We start from the raw sequence: 26,022 nt of genomic DNA, 5'->3' as shown, positions 1-26,022 counted from the left end.
GTTAATGAATGGTTTTAGGTGTGTTTGCGGGCCCAACTTCCAAATCCATAACCGGCTCCAACACGAGCTGTAGCCGCGTTTCATTCGGATCTTGAAAGGGGGGTGTTCGATATAAAATGTTCGTCGCGGACGGCTTTGGCCAGAGCTTGCCACGCAATATGATCGGTGAACCTGTTGGAACGTTGGAATAGCTCTCTGGCTCCCTCCCTCTCACCGATTTCCCATATTGCGTCCCTGCTCCGCGATAGGTGCAAACCAACCGCGCAGTGACCGCGTCAACGTGAAAGCCACGAAGGTCACAATTTAAAGGTGCGCCTAGGTTGAGCCGTAGATAGTCCACACCCATTACCTCGGCAAAAAGCGCGGCCATCGCAGCGATATCACCGCTTAGCATATGACATTCGCGACAATCTGGCGTGCCACAAATATGTATCAAGTCAACGAGTGCCGCGTGAACCCTTTCGGGTTTCAGAATCATCCGCGCAGTTGGCAATACGTCAGCTTCGAGAGTGTCGATCCAAGTCTGAAACTCATGCAATGGCGTCCGCCGCCAAATCGCCGCCGAGCATCCGAGTCGATGGATATTCACGAGCTCTTCCGGAGTTTCAACAATAGCCACACCATCAAAGGTATCTTGGGCAACTTTGTGTACGAGGTTCATATGGCGGCCTCTATTGGCAATCGAGCAGGCAATTTTTCTTGCGCTTTTTGTTATGTTATATCATTACTTTTCGCAATCCTTCTTCCATCAATTTTCTTACCAACCGAGTTTGCTACAAATCCCACGTAAAACCTGTACAAATTGCACAAAAGTGGTCCCTCTTGACTTGTCCCAAAGAGAACGCCAAATAACGACCGAACCATATACCCGCAACCGGGCGTTCCGTGGGCGCCAAACTGACGAGGAGCATCAGGCCGATGGCCCAGATTTCCCTTACTTTCCCCGATGGCAATATGCGCGAATTCAATGCAGGCGTAACCCCTGCAGAGGTCGCGGCAAGCATTTCGAAATCTTTGGCCAAGAAGGCCATCTCCGCTTCTGTGAATGATCAGCACTGGGACCTTCAGTGGCCAATTGATCAGGATTCATCTATTAGCATCAATACCATGAAGGACGAGGCTCCAGCCAATGAGCTAATCCGTCATGACCTTGCGCACATCATGGCCCGCGCCGTGCAGGAGCTTTGGCCCGACGTCAAGGTTACCATCGGCCCGGTCATTCAAAACGGCTGGTACTACGACTTTGATCGCGAAGAACCCTTCACCCCAGAAGATCTGGGCGCGATTGAGAAAAAGATGAAAGAAATCATAAATCTACGCGATAAAGTTACCACTGAAGTGTGGGATCGTCAGCGCGCAATTGAATTCTACACCGCCAACAATGAACCCTACAAAGTCGAATTGATCGAATCCATCCCCGGTGATGAACCGCTGCGCATGTACTGGCACGGCGACTGGCAAGACCTTTGCCGCGGTCCGCACCTGCAACACACTGGTCAGTTACCTGCGGATGCGTTCAAACTGATGTCCGTGGCAGGTGCCTATTGGCGCGGTGACTCTGATCGCCAGATGCTTCAACGCATCTATGGCGTTGCTTTCACCGGCAAAGAAAAGCTCAAGGCTCACCTGCACATGCTGGAAGAAGCCGCCAAGCGTGATCACCGCAAGCTTGGTCGCGAAATGGACTTGTTTCACTTCGAAGAGCACGCACCGGGCTCGGTCTTTTGGCACCCCCCCGGGTGGCGTGTATTCCAAACCTTGATCGCATATATGCGTCGCCGCCAAGAGGCAGCAGGCTATGTTGAGGTGAACACCCCCGACATCATGGATCGCGCGCTGTGGGAAACCTCGGGCCATTGGTTCAACTACATGGATAATATGTTCCTAGCCAAGACTCACGATGACCGTGACTATGCGCTCAAGCCCATGAACTGTCCCGGCCACATGATGCTCTATAATCATAGCCTGCGCAGCTATCGCGAATTACCGATGAAGATCGCCGAATTTGGCAAGGTACACCGGTATGAACCGTCGGGTGCTCTACATGGTCTGTTGCGCGTGCGCAGCTTTACTCAGGACGACGCGCATATCTATTGCACACCTGAGCAGTTGACCGAAGAATGTCTTAAGGTCAACGATCTTGTCTTGTCAATTTATCGCGACTTTGGCTTCGAGGATGTTCATATTAAATTGTCAACTCGCCCCGAAAACCGGATTGGAAGCGACGAAAGCTGGGATCTGTCCGAAGGTGCGTTGAAAGCGGCCCTTGATCAGGCCGGGCTTGAGTACACAATATTTGAAGGTGAAGGTGCGTTTTACGGGCCCAAGCTCGAGTATGTCCTGCGCGATGCCATCGGCCGAGACTGGCAATGCGGCACCCTGCAGGTTGACTACAATTTGCCGGAACGATTTGGTTCAACCTACGTGAGCGCTTCAGGGGAAAAAGTTGCGCCGGTCATGCTGCACCGTGCGCTCTTTGGCTCTCTGGAACGGTTCACTGGCATTCTGATAGAAAACTGGGAAGGTAAGTTGCCCTTTTGGCTGGCTCCACGTCAAGTGGTCGTCGCGTCAATCATTTCGGATGCGAATGCTTACTGCATTGAAGTTGTTGAGAAATTGCGTGCAGCCGGTGTTCAAGCCGAAGCGGACCTGCGCAATGAAAAGATCAACTACAAGGTACGCGAGCACTCACTAGGCAAAGTTCCGGTCATTCTGGCTTGCGGTCTAAAGGAAATCGAAGAGCAAACCGTTTCGGTCCGCCGCTTGGGCGAGAAACAAACCAAGGTTGAAAGCCTCGAAAATGTTACAGCGGCGCTCTCGGTCGAGGCGACACCGCCCGATTTGCTGTAACATTAGACATCTGGCATGGCCGAATTGTTGTAACAATTCTCATCAATTCGGCCACACCTACAGTTTTTATCATTACATTACAGTGCCTTAAACCGTACGCAACGTCACATTTCAATTGACGGCTCCGTGTCTAACGCTCTCGTGAATGGTATTTTCACCCCTCCCACCCTTATCTTATCCCTATCGCCGATGAACGGTTTGGCAACACGGTGTTGTCAACAGTGTCCCCCCATCGGTACGATGAGATACGACTTTTAACTCTAGGGAGAGACCCGATGTCGAATGTAATCAAAACTGTTGCCCTTGCTGGTGCTGTCACTGCTGCTCTGGCCGCTCAATCCACCACAGCCTCCGCTGGTGCCAAAGAGAAATGCTTTGGTGTGTCTCTGGCAGGCGAAAATGACTGCGCCGCGGGCCCAGGCACAACCTGCGCCGGCACGTCAACAGTGGACTATCAAGGCAACGCTTGGAAGCTGGTTGACGAAGGTACATGCACAACCATGGAGCTGCCTGCACAAGCTGACGGCGCAGCCCGCGAAGGTTCACTTGAAGAATTGTCACGCGACCTGCCAGCGTAAGCGTATAAATTTCGGGGTGGGCTGTTCACTTTGGCCTGCCCCATTTTTCATTTCATTGAATTTACTCAGGATAGGGCATGAACATGTTGGACAACAGCAACAATGACAATCATCTGCCCTTTGCAGCTGGTGTTGGCTACAAACCACAGCATTTCAACCAGATCCTGAATGATGCAGCCCCGGTCAAATGGCTGGAGGTGCATGCCGAGAATTACATGGGAGACGGCGGCCGTCCTTTGGCGCAGCTACGCCATTTGTCAGAGCGTTTTCCGATCTCTGTCCACGGTGTTGGCCTCTCAATTGGCAGCGAAGGTCCGTTGAATCCCGATCATCTGGCGCGCTTGAAACACCTTTGTGACTGGCTTAATCCAGCCAGTTTTTCCGAACATCTGGCATGGTCCACGCATGACAGTCATTTCTTCAATGACTTGCTGCCACTGCCCTATACCGACACAACTCTGAACCGGATCTGCGATCATATCGATCAGGTGCAAGAGGTTGTTGGCCGCAAAATGCTGCTAGAAAACCCGTCCAGCTATCTTGCCTTTGATGAAAGCACATGGTCCGAGCCTGATTTCCTGCGTGAAGTGTCAAGACGTACGGGATGTGGCCTGTTGCTGGATGTGAACAACGTTTTCGTTTCAGCAACCAATCTTAATTATTCCCCGCAGGCTTATATTGACGAATACCCCATAGAAAACGTGGGGGAAATTCATCTTGGCGGCCATGACGAGGATGAAGACGATCATGGACACCCCCTGCTGATCGACAGCCACGGACGCGAAGTTGTAGACCCTGTATGGGCACTGCTTGACTATGTGCTTGAACGCTCGGGTCCCAAGCCGGTTTTGGTCGAATGGGACACAGATGTTCCAGAGTGGCCCATGTTGCAGGCCGAAGCGACCCGCGCGCAAAACGCCTTGCATAAGGTGCCCGCGTGAGCGTGTCACAAGACATATTCAAGGCGGCGATGCTGAATCCGCAGGCTATTGTGCCAGAAGGCTTGAGCGACGCTCAAGCCCGCCCTGCCGGGCGCCGGTTCAACGTCTATCGCAACAACGTTGCAGTATCTTTGACCGAGGCGATGCATCAAGCCTTTCCGGTGATCACGAAATTGCTAGGTCCCAACAATATGGATGGTCTGGCTGGCATATTCTTGCGGCAGAATCCCCCGTCCTCGCCCTTGATGATGCATTATGGCGAAGCTTTTCCTGCCTTCCTTCAGGGCATGGATCAGCTTTCTCACCTCGGCTACCTACCCGACATCGCGTGGCTAGAGCTGGCCATCCGCCGTTCCTACCACGCTGCGGACAGCTCCCCGATTGCGCCCAACGCGCTGGCCATTGATCCGGAGCAACTCGCAAACGCCACTTTGCAATTTGCCCCGGCAATGGAAGTATTGCGCTCCGATTGGCCCATCTATGATATCTGGGCGTACAACAGCATAGATGGCACGGCAAAACCCCAATCAACCGCGCAGGATGTGCTAATCACGCGGCCAGAATATGACCCCATTCCAAAGCCTCTGCCTATAGGCGGCGCTGACTGGATTGATGCCCTGCGTGACCGGCAGAGCATCGGTCAAGCGCAGGAAACAGCTATGGCGGCACAGCCAGAATTCGATCTTGGTGCCACATTAACTCTGCTGTTGCAGGGTGGTGCCATCACCTCTCTTACTACCGAAGGATAAACGGCATGCGTGCTCTTCTCTCCCTCCACAATGCAATCTTTGGCTTGGTCGAACGTGTCGGCGATTGGCTGCTGCCTATGATTGCCCGATTTTTGTTCTTGGCAATCTTTTTTGTGTATTTCTGGAAATCCGCAATGACCAAATTGGGTGACGGCTTTTTTGGCTTCCTGTTTCCCTCAGATGGTGCCTACATCCAGATGTTCCCCCGTGCCATGGAAGCTGCCGGTTATGATAGCAGCCAACTTGGGGTTTTCTACTGGGCGGTCGCTGTTGCAGGCACCTGGGCCGAAATCATCCTGCCCATTCTGATCGTCGTTGGTTTGTTCACCCGGATCGCCGCTGTCGGCATGATCGGTTTCGTAACCGTACAGAGCCTGACAGATGTCTATGCCGCTGGCCACTCAAAATGGGGCCACTGGTTCGACAATGTTGTTGAATACGATCCGGCCATAAAAGGGGTTGGTTTGTTGGATGATCGCTCTTTGTGGGTCTTCTTGCTACTGGTTATTGTCATCAAGGGTGCTGGCGCAATTTCACTCGATGCAATCTTGTGCCGCATCTATTGCCGCGACAAAAGTTTAGAAACTGAAATGGCATAATCACGAATGCAAAAAGTCTTAGACGCCGGCCCAATCTGGGCCGGCTTTTTGTTCAAAAATGCGATTTGGGCTCATCAGGTTTGCCGGCCGCCAAAGCCAGAATGCCACCAAGTGTCACAAACCCAATCGGGAACATCGTGAAGACGCCAAAACCAAAAGCGTAATACATAGAACCCGCTGCAACCGACATCAGCACACCACCCCACAAGGCGCGCACCTTGGCCATAGCCCCTCCTGCGATTGCCAATATCGGGGCCAGAAAACTTACAGTTCGGATCAATCCAACGTTTTCAACCTGTTTGGCGACGCCATCAATCTCGCCCACCGCATCGACAACCTCGGTATACCCAAAACTGGCAAAACCAACCAAAAGCGATAGCAAGCCGCCGATTAAACCCAAAACCAATGCTGCATTTCGCATTTATAACTCTCCAAACAGTTTTCTCTTACGTATGGTGGATTTTGCCTTATCCAAGCAATTTCTCTTGCACATCCTTGGCCCAACCTAAAGACAACGCTCCGTCATGTTCGATCAAAGGGCGTTTCAAGAGCGTCGGGTGTTCTGCAAGCAAGTCAAGTGGGTCTTTCGCGCGCTCAGACTCGTCTAAACCGCGCCAAGTCGTTGATCTTGCGTTCAACAATGCGTTTCCAAACTGAGCATAAGCGGTTTTTAGCAGTTCCGCAGGGACCCCATCTCTCCGGACATCACGAAACTCTGCATTTGGAAGAGATTTCAACGCCTTGCGGCAGGTATCGCAGTTTTTCAACCCATAGATGATCATCACAATTCTCCAATATTTTCGATGCCATAGCGGTTTTTAATCGCGCGGTCATCAGAGTTTCGCTTGCTTTTTACATTTCCGGTGCAATGATCCCCGTATGACATTGGTCTTTCAGGCTCGTTTTTTTTGGTTGCACCGCCGGAAATGCTGAAATCCAACGTGATATGGCCCGGCATTTCCGGGGAAGCGAAGTTAAGAAGGAGAAGCGGCATGCCGACCGGCACCGTGAAATGGTTTAACACCACCAAGGGATTTGGCTTCATCGCACCAGATGAAGGCGAAAAAGATGTTTTTGTTCATATTTCAGCAGTAGAGCGCTCGGGTTTGACCGGCCTCGCTGACAATCAAAAAGTTGAATACGACCTGCAAGAAGGCCGTGATGGCCGAGAAATGGCGGCGAATTTAAAGCCCCTCTGAAAATTCTGTAGTTCTATCTAATGGCGGGCGCTGATCCGCCATTACAAATATTGTCACGGCAAGACGGTCAACCATATCCAGGCTGTGACGATTGAGATTCCTGTGGCGATCAGCACCGCTGAAGCTGCCACCCTCTGCCCCCTCCCATACATATTTGCGAAGATATAGGCGTTCACCCCTGGTGCCATTGCTGCGGTGATCACTGCCGATCTTGTAGCCTCAACCGAAATCCCGGTGGCAAAGGACAAGGCGAAGGTGATCATTGGATGAATGGTCAACGAGATCACGCAGACATAGAGGGCAACACGCAAGTCGCCCTGGGGCCGGTACTGCACTAAAATCCCGCCCAACCCAAAGAGGGCTGCCGGAAGTGCAGCGCGCGCAATCAGGGCAATTGCCTCGCCCAATGGCTCTGGCAGTTCTACATTCAGAAGATTCACGATTAACCCAAGCGTGATCCCGACGATCATGGCGTTCGAGAACATCGCTTTGAGAACCTTAAAGAAGCTCGCGCGTCCACCGCTTTCCCGTGCCTTTGCAATCTCCATCGCGGTGATGCCAACGCCATAGCAGAATGGGGAGTGCAAGGCGATGATAGCAAAATTTGCCGTCAGAGCGCCCGAACCATAAGCACGCTCGGTGATTGGCAAGCCCAACAATAGTGAGTTTGAGAACAAACAACAAAATCCAATGGCAATCGCGTCTTGCCAGTCGCGGCTGAACAGGTATCGCGCGCCCCAGACACCCAATGCAAAGCCAGATAACGCACCGATGTAAAAGCTGCTGAGCAAGCGCCACTCAAAGCTTTGCCCCAAATCCAGATTGGCCATGGCATTGAAGAGCAAACAGGGAATGGCGAACTTTTGGGTGAACACCATCACCCCGTCGACGCCAGCCTGAGAGAACCAATTGCGCCAAACTGCTAGGTAGCCAAACCCGAGAACGATAAAAACCGGCAGGATGACATTGAGCAGCGCCTGCATGGGTGTCAGACCGTCAGGCTGATCTGCATCCCGTCGTAGGCTGGGACAATGTGGTCAGGCGTTTCATCCGCAACGGTTTGATAATCCAAATCGATGTGCATGTTGGTCAGCACACCAATGCGCGGATTTACACGTGCGATCCACTCAAGCGTTTGCGACAAATGGGTGTGTGTCGGATGCGGGGAACGGCGCAATGCGTCAACAATCCAATACTCCAACCCTTCCAGTTGCAGCCAGACCTCGTCCGGGATCTGCGCAACATCGGGCATATAGACCACGCCATCGACCTTGAACCCAAGCGCATCGATGGAGCCATGGTTGACCCTCAACGGCCACAGCGCAATATCACCACCGGCCCCCGAAATCGTGACGGGTTGGTCATCATGGATCGTATTCATCGTTAGGATGGGGGGGTATGGGGAATCCTCGGGCTGCACAAAGGCATAGCCAAACCGGGAGTACAGCGCGTTCTGTGTGTCGCCATCAGCCCAGACATTCAGGCGCTGCTTGGTGTTGAATACAATCACCCGCAGGTCATCAATACCGTGCACGTGGTCTGCGTGGCTGTGAGTGAACACAACTCCATCCAACTCGCCGATCTCGGCATCCAGCAATTGCTGGCGCATATCTGGCGAAGTATCGACCAGCACGCGTGTTACACCATCGCCATCAAAACGCTCGATCAGCATAGAACAGCGACGGCGGCGGTTCTTGGGGTTATCAGGATCACAATCCCCCCAGACGCCACCTATCCGAGGAACACCACCCGAAGAGCCCGTGCCCAATAGGGTAAACCGCATTTCGGCCATCAGGCGGCGGCCTTGTATTGCGCGGCCTTGCTGAAAAGCCGATCGAAGTTGGCCTGTGTCTGCGCCGCAAATGCGGACCATTCCATACCAAAAACCTCGGCCCCCTTTTGCGCGGTGTACACTGTATAGGCCGGTTCATTGCGTTTGCCGCGATATGGTGGTGGGGCCAGATAGGGCGCATCGGTTTCCACCAACACCCGGTCGACGGGCGCTGCCGCAAAAATATCGCGCAATTCCTGACTTTTGGGAAAAACTGCAATGCCGGACATTGACAGGTAAAACCCTAGATCCAGTGCCACCTTGGCCAACTCGGCTGATGATGAAAAACAATGCATGACGCAGTTGTAAACACCGTTTTTAAATTCATCAGTCAGGATGCGCGCCATATCCTCGTCTGCAGCACGCGCGTGAATGATCAACGGCAGGCCGGTTTCCCGCGCGGCTTCGATATGCACGCGCAACGACTGCTTTTGTACATCCGCGCTGTCCGCTGTGTAGTGATAATCCAGCCCTGTTTCACCAATGCCAACAAACTTGGAATGACGGGATAAGACCACCAATTCATCTACAGTTGCCATGGGCTCTTCTGCCGCACTCATCGGATGGGTGCCTGCGGCATAAAAGACGGGCGCGTATCGCTCCGCGAGGGCACGCACAAGCGGTTCTGACCTGAGCTTTGTGCAGATAGTGACCATGCGAGTCACTCCCGCGTCGACCGCACGCGCGATGATCTCATCGCGCTCTGCGTCAAAGGAATCAAAGTCGAGGTGACAGTGGCTGTCGGTAATCTCAATCACGTGGGACATGTCTAATCCAAGGGTTCAGCCGGCGGCGGTTTTCTGAATGCTGAATACCGTATCAAGGACCAAGGCGACGGGGTCAAGGTTCACTGACTGCCCATGACGCGCGCGTGATGAAATTTCCTGCGCACAATCGGCCCAGCGACGCCCTTGAATGGCATCTGGAGCGAGCCGCATGAAGGCTTCCTGCTCACCCTCGGAAGCTGGTATAGCAGGCGGATGCCCGTAGGCCCCGGTTTGCGCCATCCGGGTCAAAAGCAAGTTGATTAACACTAACAGCAGGTCCAGTTTCTGCGCTGCTTCCTTGCCTGTGATCGACTCGGCCAACTGCATTGCCCTTTGCCGGTCAAACCGTTGCGGCAGGCCCGCGATGATCTGAACCAATTCATCATAGATTTTGAGACCATCTTGGTTGATCAAACGAATAGCCTCTCCAACTGAACCACCGGACAAAGCGGCCAGTGCTGCGGCATCCTCACCGGGATCCACGCCCGCTTGCGAGAGCGCTCGGCCAATCACATCGGTTTCAAGCGTCGCCAGTCGTAGAACGCGGCACCGCGACCGGATTGTCGGCAAAAGCCGCGCCGCTTGGTGCGTGATCAACAGAAAAGTTGTGCGCTCCGGCGGCTCTTCCAGCATCTTCAGCAGCGCGTTTGCCGCCTGTGTGTTCATTTCGTCAGCGCTATCGATGATCACAACCCGCCGCCCGCCATCAACAGAGCTGAGTTGGAGAAACTGGTTCAACTCACGCACATTATCGGCTACGATGGCGTCTCGCAGCTTTCCGGTTTTCTCGTTCAGTCCGCGCGTAATTCTATACAGGCCCGGATCAGATCCTGCCAACAAACGCCGCGCGACCGGATGCTCAGTATCAATGTCGAGTGTTGCAGGATCAGGCAAACCCTCGCCAAACAAACCGCCATCATCAGAATCTGGCGTCGCCAGTAAAAATCGTGCGATTTTCCATGCCAAGGTGGCCTTGCCCACGCCGCGCGGACCGGCCAGTAACCAAGCATGATGCAGCCGCCCCGCATTGAAGGCTGACAGAAACGTGGTTTCAGCCGCGTCTTGACCGAAAAGCATCACAGTCTCTCGCGGGTGTGGCGCCCCATCGATACGGTCGGCTTCGGGCTGTGCGTCAGTGCTCATGATAGAAAGGCATCTACGACAGCACGTACATCTTCGGCAACCTCATCCACGGTGCGGGCACCATCGATCACCTTAATCCGCTCTGGCGCTTGTGCGGCCAGATCAAGAAAACCCTCGCGCATCTTCTGGTGCATGTCCTGCCCCATCGTTTCAAACCGTTCTTCACCCCCTTGGCGGGCAAAGGCACGGGACAGCCCAATTTTAGGGTCCATGTCTATTAAAATCGTCAAATCAGCTTCGCGCCCGATCATCAGTTCATGAAGTTGGTCGACTTGTCTTCGCAAGTCGCCGCGGCTCACCCCTTGATAAATCCGGGTGCTGTCAACGTACCGGTCGGAAATCACGATCTGACCGGCGTCTAAAGCCGGTAAAATCAACCGCTCAAGATGATCACGTCGTGCAGCGGTAAACAACAAAAGCTCGGTTGCCGGTGACCAACGATCAGCATCCCCTTCGAGCACGAGTTTACGAATGTCTTCCGCTCCGGCGCTCCCACCCGGCTCGCGTGTAAACACTACGTCGTGTCCAGCCGATTTCAGATACTCAGCCAAACGCCGCGCTTGTGTAGATTTTCCCGAACCATCAATCCCCTCAAAACTGAGGAAACGCCCCTGCCCGCTCAAAGTGCACCTTCGGTATTGTCGCGCAACCGTTTGAGGAAAATGCTTGTTGCTGTTTGCAAACGCACCACGAAACCACCTGGTCCAACGTCGTGCGCGGCCACCAATGGGATACGCGTCTCAGGCATACCTTCGGGCATGAGCACCAACTCGGCAAGTTTTTGACCTTGCTTTACAGGCGCTTCTATCGGGCCGTTATAGACCACCTCGGCATTCACCTCTTCATCAGAAAGCACGGGAAGCAAGGTTTCGACATCCTGCTCCGATGTCAGCCCGACGGTTGGCGTTTCCCCCATCCAGACGTCTGCCTGTGCAATCTGGTTTCCTGCCTTTATGATCGATTTTTGCGAGAACTGACGGAACGACCAGTTCACAACCGCTTCCGCTTCTTCTGCCCGCTCTCTTGAACTTTCCATCCCTGACAACACGAAAACGACCCGGCGATCGCCTTGCTTAGCAGAACCCGCCAAACCGTAACCTGCTCGTTGTGTGTGGCCGGTTTTCAACCCATCCGCGCCAATGCCGAGTTTCAACAAGGGATTACGGTTTTGGATGTTTTTCGGTGCGCGTCCGTCGAACTCAAATTCGGTTTCGGCGAACATCGGGTAATATTCTGGAAAATCCTCGATCAAACGGCGCGACAAGAGCGCCAGATCACGCATGCTCATCAGGTGCCCGGCTGCAGGCCAGCCATTGGAGTTGGAAAATGTCGAGTTTGTCATACCCATCTTCTGGGCCCGCTGCGTCATGAAACGGGCAAAACCCGCCTCTGTCCCATCTGGGCTAAGGGCCTCGGCAATGACCACACAGGCATCGTTACCGGAGAGGACAATGATCCCTCTGAGCAAATCCTCGACACGAACCCGGTCTGTCGTGTCCAAAAACATGGTAGAACCGCCATAGCTCATCGCGTGTTGCGACACCGGCAGCTTTTCATCCAATGACATTTGCCCCTTACGGATCGCCTCAAACGCAACATAGAGTGTCATCAATTTTGACATCGATGCAGGCGGCAAAGGCTCATCGGCATTCTTGCTCAACAAGACGGTGCCCGTACCGACATCGATCACAAAGGCTGATTTCGCCGACGTATCAAAAGCTTGTGCCGAAACTCCAACACTTCCCAAGAGGACGGACAACGCGCACAATTTGGCGGCTTGGCGCGCTTTCTCCAGCAGATTAGTTGCGGACGGGATAAGCATCATTGAATCCGTTCCCCTTGATCTTTTTCAACATCGCGCTGCGTTCCACTTCGGTCGAGGCTGGGCCCACGACAACGCGCCACAGCGACTTACCTTGGCTCTTCTGCTCACGCACAGACGACTGAAGGTCTTTCTTGCGCAGATCTGCAGCCGTCTTTTCAGCATTCTCTTTCTGGCTGAAGATCGCAACCTGAATATAGGGATTCTTGAGCGAAGAGGTATTCGTGGTCTGGGTGGATACGCCTTCTGTACCAGAGCTCTCCGAAGCGGCCTTAGCTATTTCAGCCGCGTCGATTGCCGCTGCGGCACCGGCGACAGTATCAAGTGAGTTTGACTCAATGGGTGCGGGTTTCTTTGTTTTCTTTTCGCTTTTTTTCTTGGCCGGCGTTTTTTCTTTTGTTTCTTTTGGCGACTCTTTTGCAGGTTCCGCGACCGCTGCAACTTCTAACGGTTCGGCAGCAGGCTCCGGCGCAGCTTCCGGCTCCTCAACCGGCGGCGGAGGTGTTTCTTTCCGCAATGCTGTTACCGATAACTCTGCTGGTGCACCAGCCAACATACCGAGTTCATCCGCCGCATCGGATGATACCTGTATAGCAGGGCCAGGATTGTTGCGCTCCCGACGAAACAGCGCCCCGACAACAGATTTAGAATTCGAAGTATTGCGTATAATCACCCGCTCCGGCTGACCAACATCGGGATGTGCCACCCAAATTCCACCCAATGATGGGCGCCCGTCCCACAATCCCTTGGTCGTCACTTGAAACACCTCTGGTGCTTCGACGTCACGGGCTTCGCCTTTGGGAGTCTTGGGAACCGTTTGCGACGCCTCGGTACCCTCTGTGTTGTCAGGCTTCAGAAACCCCTGCCCTTCTTCACACCCGGCAAGCGCGATCATGCTGAACATGGCCACCCCCTGCCATGCCCGTAATCTACCAATTGAACGAATGCTCATTCTTGTATCCTTGCCCGTCGCCTTGCATGTCTGACTGGTTTTTCCAGCCATGTTTTATCAATGCAGTCTCTGCATAACCGCACTTTACCCTGTCATCGCATGCAAGAAAAGTCTGCTGTCATCATTTCGGCAGAAATCCCCTAATTTCAGAACGTCGTCGCTACTCTAAAAAATTCCCATTTTTAAATGGTAGCTGGACCAAAAGAAACGTCAATCCGCAAGCGCCCACTTCATTCTTATCCGCATACCATATGATTGTTCAAATTTACTCTTGCAGCAGAAATACTCTTTCCCTATGAAGCCTCTAAGTCGGAGGAGTGGCAGAGTGGTCGAATGCACCGGTCTTGAAAACCGACGTAGGTGAAAGTCTACCGTGGGTTCGAATCCCACCTCCTCCGCCATAAGAATTTTTTCAACCCAAGCGTAAACCGTTGATTTTATTTTTTTTTAGAACCTTCTACGCGACTCAAAGTCATCCCACATCAAATTCCCCATACAACACACGTTACATTGTGATTGCTTTTGCTGAGACAATTGATGGCGATTTCGAACGTGGAAAAGGTCTTTTGCTTTATTGAAAGGGCGATAAAGGTATCAATCTGCCAGCCCCGAAGATTCATTCGGCTTTGCCGGCCTGAGCTAGGCATATCAGCGGCTTTATAGACAGGTCGGCTAAGCAGCATAGCAGGCTGACTTGCCGCCAGATACGGTTTCCAGATATATTCGCGACACCGTCTTTGGATTTACGCACGACAGCCATTGACTTGCGGTTCATCAACCAAGCACGGTTTACGGTAAAGGTGGTCTTAAGACCATAAATTCCGCTGACCGCCAGGATCACTTAGCCAAATTGCGTAGGTTGCCCCCATAATCCGGCAACCTATCTTTCAAAAAGGTATAGTCACGTCGTGCTTTCAAAAGTGTGGCACGATCAAGGGTAAACCGCTTGAACACCTCATCACGATCAGGAAAGGTCTCGGGCTTTATATTTCCATCCATCCATGGGTAACAGAACAAGGAGTTTCCATAGTTCACCCCGGCCCGGTTCAGGGACGAAAAGAACACCTGATTTTCGATCGCACGCGCCATGGCAAAGTGATGCCAAGTGGCAAAGCTATCGTCGCGGTAATAGGCCCCGCAGTGCAAGATCAGATCAACGTCATGATTCAGCACCAAGGTGCGACTAAGTTCAGGAATGCGAATGTCGTAGCAGATGATAGGTGCAACCTTGAAACCATTGACCTTAAACACACACAGATGGTCGCCGCGCGTGTAATATTCTTTCTCCATCGACGCACCATATTGTGCCAGATGTAGCTTGTCATAGTGGCCAATCAACGTACCATCCGGTCCGACGACGCCCATTGCAATGTGGTGGCACCCCTCACCGGACCGCGGAAATCCGTAAACCACAGTTATGGCCAATTCACGCGCCAGCGCTGACCACGCCTGAAATGAAGGCCCATCCAATTCTTCGCCAATTTCATCGAGGCGTGAGAACGTTTCACGCGAGTAATCAATGCTGGACAGCTCTGGCAAAACGACCAGATCTACATCGCCCTGCTCGGCAATGGCCTGACGCACCTTCGCAGCAGACGTTAGCAGATGCGCATCGCGCTCTGCGGCTGTTGTCATGGTGGGAATCTCAATTTGGCACGCCAAAAGGCGCAGCTGGTCGGTATTGGGCATGGTTAGTCTTTCGATTGATCCCAGTATTCGTTCAACCGCTTGCGGGTATCTTCGATTTGGGAAACGCGGTCAGCAATATTCTTGGTCTGCCGGGTCACAAAGAAGCCGATCAGGGCCTCAATCAGGATAGTCGCACCCACATAGCTTTCAAAAAACAAAGGGCTGTCATTCGGGCTGAGCAAGGAGAAATCAGAATTGATCGCGATGGGTGCCGCAGGGCTGTCCGTGATCGCAATCACCTTTGCTCCCCGTTCCCGCGCTAGAATGGCCAGATCAACCGAGGACCGCGCACAGGGGCGTTGGCTGACGACAATCATTGCGTCTTTTTCGGAAATCTCGGCCACTGGATCCGCCAGTATCCCTCCATCACCGCGTACAAGTCGGAACTTTCCGCTGACCATGATTCCAAGATAGTAGGCATAGGCTGACAGGCATGATGACGCCTGCATCCCTACGAGATAAACGCGATCCGCTGCGTTCAACACCTGTGCCGCTTCGGCAAAGTAATCCGGTGAAATACCATCAAAAATCGCAGTAATATTGTTATGAGTCGCTGCTCGAAAATCTTCCCATTTCGCATCTGCATCTTTTTGCCTACCACTCTTTTGAAGTGTTTCAGCGCGCAGATGGTATTCACGCATGTCACCGTGTTGTACCTGCTCGCGATAGACATCTCGCAGTTCGCCGTATGACGCATAGCCCAGCATCTTGGCCAGTCGGGAAAAGTTCGGCAAGGAAATGCCCGCGTTGTCTGCAACCTTGCGCATCGACAACGTCGCGACATCCCCAGGATGTTCAAGCATGTAGGAGGCCGCAACCTTCAAGACCCGCGGCAACTGAGGGTGCAATTCCTTCAGTTTCAGCGAGACATGAGAATAAGGTGTGTGGTCGACTGTTGAGCTCATATTTTCTTCGGGAAGACCGTCATTCACGACATTGGTTATTCAGTTCGAAATATAGCATTTGTAAAATTATTATCAAACAATTTTACAAATGCTATATTAATGTTGGCAGGGCACCATTACCCTGCCAACAGTGTTTAAGTCTTACTTGCTCAGCAGCAGGTCAGGCAGCCACAGCGCCAGTTCTGGCACGAACGTTGTCAACATCAGCGTGGGCAACCACGCAAAAATGATGAAGACCAGCGTTGGCCACAACATCTTGGAGACCGGCGTATCGCAGATCTGCGCTCCGAGATACAGCAAAGGCGCTGTCGGTGGCGTGATGTTGGCCATGCCAAGGTTCACGCCGATAACCGCCGCGAAATGGATCGGGTCCATCCCAACGCTCTGCGCAATTGGCAGAAGGATCGGCGTCGCCAGCAACAGGCCAGAGATGTCATCCATCAACATGCCGATCAGGATCATCACAACGTTGATCATCAGCAAGATCACAATCGGATTTTCCGATACGGAATAAACCATCTGTTTGGCCAAAGCCGGAGCACCTTGGGCAATCAGGTTGTCCGACACGATCAGAACCATGAAGATCATGACCATGACCACACCGATAGTGACACCAGAGTTCTGGATCGTCTGTGCTAGTGACCTCCAGGTCAGGCCGCGGTAGAAGTAGATCGCTACCGGGATCGCATAAACCACAGCAATACCTGCGGCCTCGGTAGGCGTCATGATACCACCATAGATACCACCCAAGATGATAACGGGCATCATCAAGGCTGGTCCGGCCAAACGCCCCTGCCCCAACAGCGAGGGCATGAACGGGTTCGGCCGCTCTGTGAGTTCGATGTTGTCATATTTGCGCAACATGAACTGGTTGGTGACGATCAACAATGTGATCAGGATCATCGCGGGAATGACTGTCGACAAGAAACACTTCAACACGTGTTGCTGTGCAACCCAGCCATAAAGGATGTGCGATGAACTCGGAGGGATCAGAAGGCCGAGAGGACTAGCTGATACAATCAATGCGGCCGATTGCCCCTTAGGGTAGTTCGCCTTTTTCAAGTGAGGCATCATGATGCCACCGATGCAGGTCAGGGTCGCGTTGGCGCTTCCGGAAATGGAGCCGAAGACACCACAGGCCAAAACGCCTGCTGCGCTCAGGCCACCCTTGACATGGCCGATAAACATCTCAGCCAAGGCGACAAGCGGTGCTGCGATCTTGCCTTTCTCCATGATGCCACCGGCAATCATGAACAGTGGGATCGCGAGAAGAACCAGCGAACGGATCCCCGTGGCCCCAGTCGGCAGGTAGCCCGAGATCGACTGGTCGCCAACAAGTGCAATGAAGATCAAGACCGACCCAAACGCCACATAGACGCTGACCCCGAGCAGCAACATCACACATACAATAAGCAGACTTCCGGTGATGATCATTTGTCAGCCTCCTTGGCCATGTCGGATTTTAGGGGCAGGCCGAGACCTTTGCGGATGTGCACGTAAAGATAGGCCGCGGTGAACATCGCCATAAAGCTAAAGGCAACCATGATCGCAATCCGCCACGAGACGAACGGAATGCGCAACACAGGGGTCGCACGCAAGCGGGGGAAAGCGAAGTCATCAGCCAGCGAGACGTAGCAGGCATAAACCAGAAACAGGATCACCAACAATTCAATCGTGAGAACAATGAACCCGCGCCACCAGACCAACTTGGGGTCTTTGATTACGATGCCAAGGATATCTGCGTTGATATGCAAATTGCGTGAGGACGCCAGAACAGCACCGGCAAAAAAGCCCACGATGCTGATGGCCAGCAGCCATTCTTCATAAGCAAATAGATCGCCGCCAAAGCCATATCTGATCACAACGACGGCTCCAAACGTGAACGCCATCAGAAATCCTGAAAATGTCACGATCAGCCTCATGACAAATGCTACAAATTTCAAGGGCATACCGATGATGCTCGGTAACTCGTCTGTTATTTTCGTCCGGCCATCAGAAACTGTGTAGCCGAAGAATGTCGGGTTTTCGCCTTCTAATTTTGACATGTCCCCCCCTGTTTATTGGTCTTATTAATTGGAAAAAAGGCCGGCAATTTTGCCGGCCTTTATATGACTTTCTAAGTCTTAGTTCTTGGCTGCAAGCAGACGGTCAATCACATCTTGACCAACACTATCTGCCATCAGTGGCCAGATGTTTTCCTGAATATGGGCAGCCATCGCGGCCTGCTCTTCGTCATTCAGGCTCAGGATGGTGTAACCTTTGTCCAGCAGCTTCTGACGGTAGACTTCGTCGTTCTCACGATTGTAGGCAAAGAAGTCGTCCGACGCTTTGGTCATTGCCGCTTGCAGTACCGCAGCCTGTTCTTCGCTCAGTTTATCCATAGTACGCTCGGACGCATAGAATGTTGTCAGCTCTGAAATCGAGTTGTACTCGATGAAGTGCGTGCCAACATCGGATTGAGCAAAGATCGAGTATGTCGCTGTCTTGGTGCAGCAGATCGCGCCATCAACGATGCCCGACTGGATCGCAGGGAAGATGTCGCCCCATGCCATTGTGGTGGCCTGGAAACCCAGTGATTCAACCATCGACTTCACAACATTCGAAGACCAAACACGAATGTTCATGCCTTTGTCGTCAAAGTTGTTCCAGTTGGTTGGTTCTTGGGTCGCAACGATACCAACAAAACCTTCCGGGTTTTGCGCCAAAATACGGACGCCATAGTCAGAGGTGATTTCCTGCAGGATTTTGTTATATTCAGAATCCAGGTTGCGCATGATGTTGTCCATATCGTCCCAGCCACCAACAAGGAATGGCATCGACAGGAATTCCAGACGCGCATCTGTGTCCGCATAGATGAACGCCGCCGCCAGATCGATGTTGCCACGGGCAACGTCTTCGAACAGCGCTTCACCCGACCCCAGCTGGTTGGCAGGGAACACATCGATCTTCAGACCAACGTCAGCTGCCGCAACGTCTGCTGCAACCTGCTCCATCATTTTTGTGCCTTGGTGATCGATTGGGAACACGCCTGCAAAACGCAGTGTCATGTCTTCCGCCATTGCTGGCATCGCCATGGTCAAGGCTACGGCGCTGGCCATCAGGCCCTTTGCCAGAGTTTTAACTTTCATATTGGATCTCCTCCAGTGTTGACTTCGCAGCTCTGTTCATTGTCTGACACGCTGCAAAATGAGCAATTTATTTTTTGGCAGATTTCGTCACTTATCTGCAGTGGTTCTGGACCTTATTGAGCACAGTTAACGATTGCAACTTTTTATTTGAAAATGTTTCATATGGAAAATTTTCAACAGAATTTAATCGTTCAGACATATTGTTGAGGCATCAAATTAGGCATGCCCCTGTAAAAAGTGCAATCCAGTAAAGCCCAAAAACAAACGAAATTCGGCCCCTATACATGCGAATAGGCTCGTGACCTAATCGCACATTGCTATTTCTTCGCGCTTTCCTCCCTTTCACACCCATTAACGGGCAACTGATTCTTTCTTCGCCCCTACTTTAGACGCTGATTCGGCGAATCAGCCTCCTATTGCCGGTGCAATCCGATAGAGCACCCAAGCTGAGTTGGACGTGGAATCTCAGCGTGCGCGGCAACCAATTCCTTAATGCGCTCTTGAATGTCCTGTGGATATGGCGTTGATCGGCGAGTGGCGTGATCAACATTGATCAACACCTGCTCCATCACGCAAACCAGCCCTCCATCGCTTTGCTTGTGCATTTCTCCCGCGATGTGAACACGCTTGGCGTCCCCCGCCAGCAATAGATATTGGCAGTAAAACTGATCGCCTTCGACCAGCTCCCCGATATAATGCACATGGTTTTGGACCACGAAAGGTCCCTGTCCGCTTGCCTCAGTATAACTCTGCCCAGCGCCAAGCTTACGATCCAGTATTTCATCGAGCCCCGTATCAAACACCATAACATAATAGGCCATGTTCATGTGATCGTTATAGTCGATCCATTCTTTGGGAACGGTTTGAAGGTCTGTGCAGACCCAATCTCTTTCAAACATGCTCAGGCACCGCCTTCGTACCCGACCAGAAAGGCGTACAGGTTACCGCCCAGTTCGTCACACAGATAGCCGCCCTCTTGTACGATCACGGCTGGCACATTAAGCGCGGCCAGCATCTTCGCCATTTGGGTAAAGCCAGGGGTCGACACCCCCAGACCACCAAACGGATCGCCTTCAAAGGCGTCCAACCCCAGAGCAATAACTACCGCACTCGGTGCAAAGGCTTTGATATGCTCCAGACCGTCAGACAGTCCCTTCATAAACCCTTCATCGCCCGTGCCACGGGGCAAAGGAATGTTCAGGTTATACCCAAATCCGGCACCTTCCCCGCGCTCATGCGCATGACCCCAGAAAAACGGATAGAACCGTGCCGGATCTGCGTGGATTGAAAGCGTGTAGACATCGCTCCGCTCATAGAAGATGCCTTGCGTACCATTACCGTGGTGCAGATCTACATCAATGATCGCGACCCGATCATGCGACTTGCGCAGATACTGCGCGGCAATCGCGCTATTGTTGAGATAACAAAAGCCACCGGCCAAATCGGTAAAGCAGTGATGCCCCGGTGGACGGCACAGTGCATAGGCAAACTGATCTCCACCCTCGACAGCCTGCGCCGCAGACACGGCACAGTTGGCTGACCAGCGCGACGACTCCCACGTATGTGCCCCTATCGGGCAAGACATATCGGTGATGTGATATCCTGCCTGCCCCACAGCCGACAAAGGATAGCTGGCAGTCCGACGATCAGGGTGGATGTTGGGAAAGATCTCGGGCGTTGCATCCGGGATGCGCTGCCACCGGGTGTAGACCGTCGAGAGAAATTTGAGATAGGCAGGTGTGTGCACTGCCGCCAGCGGGTCCATGCCGTGATCCTTCGGTGCACAGATCTCGTGCCCACCGCGTGCCACGCCTTCCAGCAGGCGATCCATTCGCTCGGGCTTTTCCGGGTTGGGCTGCACCACCCCGTTCACCAGAAACCCGGATGGGAAATGCTGCCGTTGTTTTTCCTGATCGACAAATATCTTCATAATCGCCCCCTAAAACCCCACCTTGTCCGCGCCTTTGAGCTGTAACCGTTCCCGCACTTCTGCGGGCGTTGCCACCTCGAACCCCAGCTCTTCGATGATCCGCCTGATTTTTGACACCTGTTGTGCATTACTTTCTGCCAGTTCGTTTTTGCCGATCATCAGGCTGTCTTCCAACCCAACACGCACATTGCCACCCAGTATCGCGCTCAATGTGGCCAAAGGCATCTGCTGCCGCCCCGCCGCTAGTACAGAAAACTGGTATTGATCGTCCAGCAACCGGTCGGCCGTCGCCTTCATATGCATCAGGTTTTCCGGGCAGGCATCAATGCCCCCCAAAACCCCCATGACAAACTGCAGGAACACCGGGGCCTTCAGGCGCTTTTGCTTAACGTAATAGGCAGCCGTCTGGATATGGCCAACGTCATAGCATTCCAGCTCATAGCGCGAACCGCACCCATCGCCCATGAGATCAAACAGCCGTTCTATGTCGTGAAAGGTGTTTTTGAACAATGTATCTCGGGTGTTTTCCAGAAATTGCGGCTCCCAGTCGTGTTTCCACTCGGAATACCGATCTTTCATCGGGAAAAGCCCGAAATTGATCGACCCCATATTCAGTGAACACATCTCGGGAGATAATTCAGCCGGGGCAGACAGGCGCTCCTCAATGGTCATCTGCGAACTGCCCCCAGTGGTGATGTTGATCACTGCATCGGTGGCATCCTTAATCTTGGGCAGGAACTGGCGGTAAACGTTGATATCAGCACTGGGTCGCCCGCTTTCGGGATCACGCGCATGCAGATGCAAGACAGACGCACCCGCCTCTGCCGCCTCAATCGCCGAGGCCGCAATCTCCTCGGGCGTGACGGGCAGATATGGGCTCATGCTTGGTGTGTGGATTGATCCTGTCACTGCGCAGGTGATGATTACTTTCTGCACCATGACTTATTCCTCCAACCCAGCGTCGCGCGCAAAGGCGGTAAGGCTGTCATCCAAAATATTCAGTATTTCGCTAATCTGCTCTTCGGCCACGATCATCGGCGGGCAGATAAGGAAGTGATCCCCATCCACCCCGCCCCGTGTACGGCGAGAATAAGTGATCAGTCCACGATCATAACAAATGTCGACAAAGCGGTTGTAGGCATTCAGGTCTTTCGGCAGCGGCGCCATAGTCTCGCGATCCGACACCATCTCGAAGGCTGTCAGCAACCCTTTGCCCCGCACATCGCCGATAAATTCGTACCGCGACATTAGCTCATTCAGCCCTCCCATCAGCACATCGCCCATGCGTTGGGCATTGCCCATCAGGTTCAACCGATCGATTTCGTTTAACACGGCCAAGCCCGCCGAGCAGGCCAAAGGGTTGCCCGCATAGGTATGCCCGTGCGCAAAACCACCAGCATCCAGCACGGTTTCAACCATGCCCTGATCAGCTATCATCGCCCCTAGGGGCGCGTATCCTGCAGCAAACCCTTTGGACACGGCATAAAGATCCGCGCGCACATCCCAGTGTTCCGACGCCATGAACGTACCGGTGCGTCCGACACCCGACATCACCTCATCCATGATCAGCAGCACGCCAAATTCATCGCAGATTTCGCGCACCCGCCCATAATAGCTGTCCGGTGCCACCAATGCCCCGGTGGAGGCACCGCCTACCGGCTCCATAGCAAAGGCCAGAACGGTTTCCGGCCCTTGTGCGATGATCTCTTCGCGCAGCATCTCGGCATATTTCAAGCCGCGTTCTTCATCATTCAGGTTATCGCGATCCAGATAGCACGTCGGTGCTGGGATCTTGGGCATATCCTTAAAGAGCGGCGCAAAGGCATCCTTGAGCGGGCCGTACCCGGTGAGCGCCAGTGCCCCCAAGGTCGAGCCATGATAAGACGGAAAGCGCGAAATGACCTTCCACCGGCTCTCCTGTCCCGCCGCCACGGCCCATTGCCGGGCAAACTTGACGCAAGACTCCACCGCTTCGGACCCGCCTGAGACAAAAAACACCCGGTTCAATCCTGCGGGCATCTTGCCCGCGATTACTGTGGCCAATTGCTCTGCAGGCTCATTCTCGAAATGCAGACGATAGGCAAAGGTCGCGCTATCCATCTGTGTCTTCATCGCAGCCAGAACGTTAGGATTGGAATGGCCGATATTGCTGACCATCGCCCCCGATGAGCCGTCAATGAACCGCGTGCCATTCTTAGCCCAGATATAGATCCCATCAGCACGGTCTACTTCGGGGCGACGCGCCCGAGATTGATAGAACAGGTTTGAGGATTTTTGGGCGTCCATTGGAGACACTCCGCGATTACGATTCTGAACAAGAGATTGCAAAAATCGTCATCATAGAGCAAATAGATATTAGCAATAATTAACATTGATTAGATCAATATGAACACACCATATGACGCCGAAAAAATCGCACGCGAACTGGATTGGAACCTGCTGCGCACCTTCATGGTCATCGTACAAGAGGGCAGCATCACCCGCGCGGCCAATCGGTTGCTGCTTCAGCAGCCTTCGGTCAGCCAAGCACTTCAACGGTTGGAGGCCCGGATCGGCACCACACTGATTGACCGCGCCCCCTCGCATTTCCGCGTCACCTCTGCGGGGCAGATGCTCTACGAAGAATGTGCCCAAATCTTCGGAACCATCTCACGTGCCGTACAAACAGCGCAGACCACCACAGATGAACTGACAGGCCATGTCACCATCGCCACGCTCAGCCGGGTCGAAAGCCCGCATTTCGACCAGATTCTGTCAGATTTTCATTCCCAGCACCCACAGGTGCGCTTCGATATCGATGTCCTTTCCAGCAAGGCAGTGCAGAAGGCTGTGTTGGAAAAATCCGCGAGCCTCGGCCTGTGTCTGGTTTACGATCCACATCCGAAGCTCGAACATTCCATCATGTATCGCGCCTATTTTGGATTCTATTGCGGGCCGTCACATCCTCTTTTTGGCAAAACAGGCCTGACCTTGGATGATCTGCGCGGCCATTCATCGATTTCCTTTCGCACAGATCAATTGACCGATGCGCTCCGACCCGTGGCCCTTGTTCGGGCGCAGCACAGATTGGACGAACGTGTTATCGGCTACACCTCGCATTTGGGAGAAGCCTTACGCATGATCACCGCCGGGTTGGGCTTTGGTCCACTCCCCTCTCACACCGCCGATCAATATGTTGCACAAGGCCAGCTATGGCGTCTGCCTCCATACGAAAACATGTTCGAAATCGACATTTATCTGGTGCACAATCCAAACGCCCGTCTCAACACGGCCGAAACCGCGTTTTTCGACAAGTTGAATGATTGGGTCAGCGCAACGGACCTTGAAGAACGCACCTATTTTCCAGCGCATTAGAAGACAAAACTGGACTTTCATTCTTGCCCCCCTCAAGGCATGCGCTGCATGCAAGGCCACTATGTCGAAAGAGCACTTCTAAGTGCCGCATTTGCCGCCTAAGTCTTGGCTATCAGTCTTTTGTAAGGAACACCCAAATGGCTCAAGTTGCTAAAGAAATCCTGCCTCTCGTTGCTGTCCTCGGCGCAACCGCGCTGTTTTTCGCGCTGCACAGCTATATGGTAGTGATGTAATCTGCTCAGGCTTCCCTGAGATGTCTACGAATTGGAGCGCTTGACGCTCCAATTCCCTTATTCGACTGTAAAAAAGCTCTAGTTCCTAGCCGTCGTTTTCCAAAGAACGCACCGCTGCCAGCAACTGCGCAACCTCCGCCTCAGTGTTATAGTGGCACAGCGAGATGCGTATGCAATCTTCCAAACCCAAAGGGTTGAGAACGTTACCACTATAGTGGTCTGCTTTGCGCGTATGGGTGCGAATCCCCTGCTGATTGAGCGTTTCAACAACATCCACAGAAGCCATTCCTTTAACAACGATAGACACCAACCCCTCACGCGCAGGGTTGTCTTCCCCGGCCAAGATCGTGACATGCTCCATATCCCGTAGCCCTGGCAGGTTGCCCGTGCCGTTGATCATCGCATTGGTCAAATGAGTTTCATAGTCATGGATAGCCTCACCCGCAGCTTCTAACCGTTTGCGAGGATCTGTTTCATGTGACACCTGCCCACCCAGCCAGTCAAAATAGGTTACGACATCCGACACAGTTGCATAGGAGCCGGTATCGCGCGTGCCAAACTCCCATCCTGTCGCCGGGGCGTCGATCAACATATCATGCGGCGCTGCGCTCAGGCGGTCAGAAATCCAGGCAATGCCATAGCCATGACGCGAAAACACCTTGTAGGGTGAAATTGCGTAACCATCGACATTGTAGCCGTCCAGATCCAGCTGACCGTGGGCGGCATGCTGGATACCATCCACAATGATCCAGCAGTCCGGAGCGACCGCCCGGATTGCCTTGGAAATCGCGGCCACGTCCATCCCTATTCCGGTCACGGGTGAGGCATGCAAGATCGTGGCCACGGTGACATCAGGCGTCATCAGGGCCGCGTAATCTGCGGCAGTCACCATGCCGGTTTCATCGTCATGAACGACATTGACATAGTTCAATCTCGCAATCTCGGCCCAACGCCGTGCGGCACTGCGCGTCGCCGGATGCTCAATCGACGAGCCGATCACCTTGCTGCCCCTCGGTGCATTCACGCAGGCAGTGCGGATCATCCGAAATAGCAGCTCCGTCCCGCTCTCGCCTGCGAAGAACTGACCTGAGGTTGCATTCATGAACACCGCGAGGTCATCCTTGGCCTTGTTGATCACGTCTTGCGTGCCCTGCCCTGCGGAATTGATCCGCCCCGGGTTATCAGGGATGCCCGCATAGAAGGCTGAGGTTTCCACCACCGATTTCAGTGTCAGCGCTCCGCCCGCATTTTCAAAAAAGATGCGCTCCCCCTGAAACGGGCAGCTATCAACGTGGGCAAATCGATCACGGATCGCTGTGATGAGGGCGGGATTGTCTTTAATCATTATTCTG

At 53.2% G+C, this 26,022-nt stretch carries 28 protein-coding genes and 1 tRNA gene; 8 read left to right on the top strand and 21 right to left on the bottom strand.

Translation table 11 applies throughout. From position 1 onward, the window contains the following. Window position 1: 1 nt before the first annotated feature. Window positions 2-661 (bottom strand): DUF1826 domain-containing protein, encoded by a 660-nt coding sequence (locus tag ROA7450_RS10720; RefSeq protein WP_085805717.1) that lies wholly within the window; start codon window positions 659-661, stop codon window positions 2-4. A 257-nt stretch (window positions 662-918) separates the two neighbouring features. Here ROA7450_RS10720 and thrS point away from each other — a divergent pair, with 257 nt between their 5' ends. The 5 genes from thrS (at window position 919) to ROA7450_RS10695 (ending at window position 5,717) form a co-directional block, all read left to right on the top strand. Further along, window positions 919-2,850, top strand: a complete 1,932-nt coding sequence (gene thrS / locus ROA7450_RS10715) for a threonine--tRNA ligase (protein ID WP_085805716.1) — start codon at window positions 919-921, stop codon at window positions 2,848-2,850. Between the two features lie 275 nt (window positions 2,851-3,125). Beyond that, the gene (locus tag ROA7450_RS10710) at window positions 3,126-3,428 is read left to right on the top strand and encodes a BufA1 family periplasmic bufferin-type metallophore (RefSeq protein ID WP_085805715.1); all 303 of its coding nucleotides are present in this window, start codon (window positions 3,126-3,128) and stop codon (window positions 3,426-3,428) included. An 83-nt stretch (window positions 3,429-3,511) separates the two neighbouring features. After that, a complete protein-coding gene (gene bufB, locus ROA7450_RS10705; protein WP_085805947.1) occupies window positions 3,512-4,369 on the top strand; it encodes an MNIO family bufferin maturase in 858 nt (285 codons plus the stop codon). Next, entirely contained in the window at window positions 4,366-5,118 is a 753-nt protein-coding gene (locus tag ROA7450_RS10700) for an HvfC/BufC N-terminal domain-containing protein (protein WP_085805714.1), read from the top strand. Before bufB ends, ROA7450_RS10700 begins: the two co-directional genes overlap by 4 nt. Before the next feature lie 5 nt (window positions 5,119-5,123). Continuing rightward, window positions 5,124-5,717: a DoxX family protein gene (locus ROA7450_RS10695; protein WP_085805713.1), complete on the top strand. Its 594-nt coding sequence runs from the start codon at window positions 5,124-5,126 to the stop codon at window positions 5,715-5,717. A gap of 52 nt (window positions 5,718-5,769) precedes the next feature. Here the strand turns inward: ROA7450_RS10695 and ROA7450_RS10690 are convergent, their stop codons facing one another. From ROA7450_RS10690 to ROA7450_RS10680, 3 genes are read right to left on the bottom strand one after another with little or no spacing between them, the layout of a single operon-like run. Continuing rightward, window positions 5,770-6,138, bottom strand: coding sequence for a hypothetical protein (locus ROA7450_RS10690; RefSeq protein ID WP_085805712.1), 369 nt, complete (start codon window positions 6,136-6,138; stop codon window positions 5,770-5,772). 46 nt (window positions 6,139-6,184) lie between these two features. Then, on the bottom strand, window positions 6,185-6,499 hold the full coding sequence (locus tag ROA7450_RS10685; protein ID WP_085805711.1) for an ArsC/Spx/MgsR family protein: 315 nt from the start codon (window positions 6,497-6,499) through the stop codon (window positions 6,185-6,187). After that, window positions 6,499-6,711, bottom strand: coding sequence for a hypothetical protein (locus tag ROA7450_RS10680; RefSeq protein WP_085805710.1), 213 nt, complete (start codon window positions 6,709-6,711; stop codon window positions 6,499-6,501). The genes ROA7450_RS10685 and ROA7450_RS10680 overlap by 1 nt, the downstream gene beginning before the upstream one ends. Here ROA7450_RS10680 and ROA7450_RS10675 point away from each other — a divergent pair. After that, window positions 6,710-6,916, top strand: coding sequence for a cold-shock protein (locus ROA7450_RS10675; protein WP_085805709.1), 207 nt, complete (start codon window positions 6,710-6,712; stop codon window positions 6,914-6,916). The genes ROA7450_RS10680 and ROA7450_RS10675 overlap by 2 nt on opposite strands. A 53-nt stretch (window positions 6,917-6,969) precedes the next feature. On the opposite strand, the gene ROA7450_RS10670 is transcribed toward ROA7450_RS10675, so the two are convergent. The 7 genes from ROA7450_RS10670 to ROA7450_RS10640 are packed head-to-tail and all read right to left on the bottom strand — an operon-like array spanning window position 6,970 to window position 13,482. Then, entirely contained in the window at window positions 6,970-7,899 is a 930-nt protein-coding gene (locus ROA7450_RS10670) for an AEC family transporter (protein ID WP_085805708.1), read from the bottom strand. Between the two features lie 5 nt (window positions 7,900-7,904). Further along, window positions 7,905-8,708 (bottom strand): MBL fold metallo-hydrolase, encoded by an 804-nt coding sequence (locus ROA7450_RS10665; RefSeq protein WP_085805707.1) that lies wholly within the window; start codon window positions 8,706-8,708, stop codon window positions 7,905-7,907. Next, window positions 8,708-9,514: a TatD family hydrolase gene (locus tag ROA7450_RS10660; RefSeq protein ID WP_085805706.1), complete on the bottom strand. Its 807-nt coding sequence runs from the start codon at window positions 9,512-9,514 to the stop codon at window positions 8,708-8,710. The genes ROA7450_RS10665 and ROA7450_RS10660 overlap by 1 nt, the downstream gene beginning before the upstream one ends. 15 nt (window positions 9,515-9,529) lie before the next feature. Beyond that, a complete protein-coding gene (locus tag ROA7450_RS10655; protein WP_085805705.1) occupies window positions 9,530-10,657 on the bottom strand; it encodes a DNA polymerase III subunit delta' in 1,128 nt (375 codons plus the stop codon). Next, a complete protein-coding gene (gene tmk, locus ROA7450_RS10650) occupies window positions 10,654-11,280 on the bottom strand; it encodes a dTMP kinase (protein WP_085805704.1) in 627 nt (208 codons plus the stop codon). The genes ROA7450_RS10655 and tmk overlap by 4 nt, the downstream gene beginning before the upstream one ends. Further along, a complete protein-coding gene (locus ROA7450_RS10645; protein WP_085805945.1) occupies window positions 11,277-12,479 on the bottom strand; it encodes a D-alanyl-D-alanine carboxypeptidase family protein in 1,203 nt (400 codons plus the stop codon). The genes tmk and ROA7450_RS10645 overlap by 4 nt, the downstream gene beginning before the upstream one ends. Next, window positions 12,457-13,482 (bottom strand): SPOR domain-containing protein, encoded by a 1,026-nt coding sequence (locus ROA7450_RS10640; RefSeq protein ID WP_085805703.1) that lies wholly within the window; start codon window positions 13,480-13,482, stop codon window positions 12,457-12,459. The genes ROA7450_RS10645 and ROA7450_RS10640 overlap by 23 nt, the downstream gene beginning before the upstream one ends. A 260-nt stretch (window positions 13,483-13,742) precedes the next feature. Between ROA7450_RS10640 and ROA7450_RS10635 the strand changes: the two genes are divergently transcribed. After that, window positions 13,743-13,832 (top strand) — tRNA-Ser (locus ROA7450_RS10635). A gap of 436 nt (window positions 13,833-14,268) precedes the next feature. Here ROA7450_RS10635 and ROA7450_RS10630 read toward each other — a convergent pair. The 9 genes from ROA7450_RS10630 to ROA7450_RS10590 form a co-directional block, all read right to left on the bottom strand. Next, window positions 14,269-15,120 (bottom strand): carbon-nitrogen hydrolase family protein, encoded by an 852-nt coding sequence (locus tag ROA7450_RS10630; RefSeq protein ID WP_085805702.1) that lies wholly within the window; start codon window positions 15,118-15,120, stop codon window positions 14,269-14,271. A gap of 2 nt (window positions 15,121-15,122) precedes the next feature. Further along, window positions 15,123-16,025: a MurR/RpiR family transcriptional regulator gene (locus ROA7450_RS10625; protein WP_234999497.1), complete on the bottom strand. Its 903-nt coding sequence runs from the start codon at window positions 16,023-16,025 to the stop codon at window positions 15,123-15,125. A gap of 141 nt (window positions 16,026-16,166) precedes the next feature. Next, a complete protein-coding gene (locus ROA7450_RS10620; protein WP_085805700.1) occupies window positions 16,167-17,459 on the bottom strand; it encodes a TRAP transporter large permease in 1,293 nt (430 codons plus the stop codon). Then, window positions 17,456-18,070, bottom strand: coding sequence for a TRAP transporter small permease (locus tag ROA7450_RS10615; protein WP_085805699.1), 615 nt, complete (start codon window positions 18,068-18,070; stop codon window positions 17,456-17,458). Before ROA7450_RS10615 ends, ROA7450_RS10620 begins: the two co-directional genes overlap by 4 nt. Window positions 18,071-18,148: 78 nt before the next feature. Continuing rightward, a complete protein-coding gene (gene dctP / locus ROA7450_RS10610) occupies window positions 18,149-19,153 on the bottom strand; it encodes a TRAP transporter substrate-binding protein DctP (RefSeq protein ID WP_085805698.1) in 1,005 nt (334 codons plus the stop codon). 413 nt (window positions 19,154-19,566) lie between these two features. After that, entirely contained in the window at window positions 19,567-20,052 is a 486-nt protein-coding gene (locus ROA7450_RS10605) for a thioesterase family protein (protein WP_085805697.1), read from the bottom strand. A 2-nt stretch (window positions 20,053-20,054) separates the two neighbouring features. After that, complete coding sequence (locus ROA7450_RS10600) at window positions 20,055-21,083, bottom strand: histone deacetylase family protein (protein WP_085805696.1); 1,029 nt, start codon at window positions 21,081-21,083, stop codon at window positions 20,055-20,057. A gap of 9 nt (window positions 21,084-21,092) precedes the next feature. After that, entirely contained in the window at window positions 21,093-22,022 is a 930-nt protein-coding gene (gene kce, locus ROA7450_RS10595) for a 3,5-dioxohexanoate:acetyl-CoA acetone transferase (RefSeq protein WP_085805695.1), read from the bottom strand. Between the two features lie 3 nt (window positions 22,023-22,025). Continuing rightward, entirely contained in the window at window positions 22,026-23,369 is a 1,344-nt protein-coding gene (locus tag ROA7450_RS10590) for an aminotransferase family protein (RefSeq protein WP_085805694.1), read from the bottom strand. Window positions 23,370-23,468: 99 nt separating this feature from the next. Here ROA7450_RS10590 and ROA7450_RS10585 point away from each other — a divergent pair, with 99 nt between their 5' ends. Continuing rightward, window positions 23,469-24,437: a LysR family transcriptional regulator gene (locus ROA7450_RS10585; RefSeq protein WP_200812951.1), complete on the top strand. Its 969-nt coding sequence runs from the start codon at window positions 23,469-23,471 to the stop codon at window positions 24,435-24,437. 318 nt (window positions 24,438-24,755) lie between these two features. Here ROA7450_RS10585 and ROA7450_RS10580 read toward each other — a convergent pair whose 3' ends face one another. Next, a complete protein-coding gene (locus tag ROA7450_RS10580; protein ID WP_085805692.1) occupies window positions 24,756-26,015 on the bottom strand; it encodes an aminotransferase class V-fold PLP-dependent enzyme in 1,260 nt (419 codons plus the stop codon). Window positions 26,016-26,022 lie beyond the last annotated feature (7 nt).

This window comes from Roseovarius albus, from assembly GCF_900172335.1.
Lineage (GTDB): Bacteria > Pseudomonadota > Alphaproteobacteria > Rhodobacterales > Rhodobacteraceae > Roseovarius > Roseovarius albus.
This window is presented reverse-complemented; position numbering and strand designations above follow the sequence as displayed.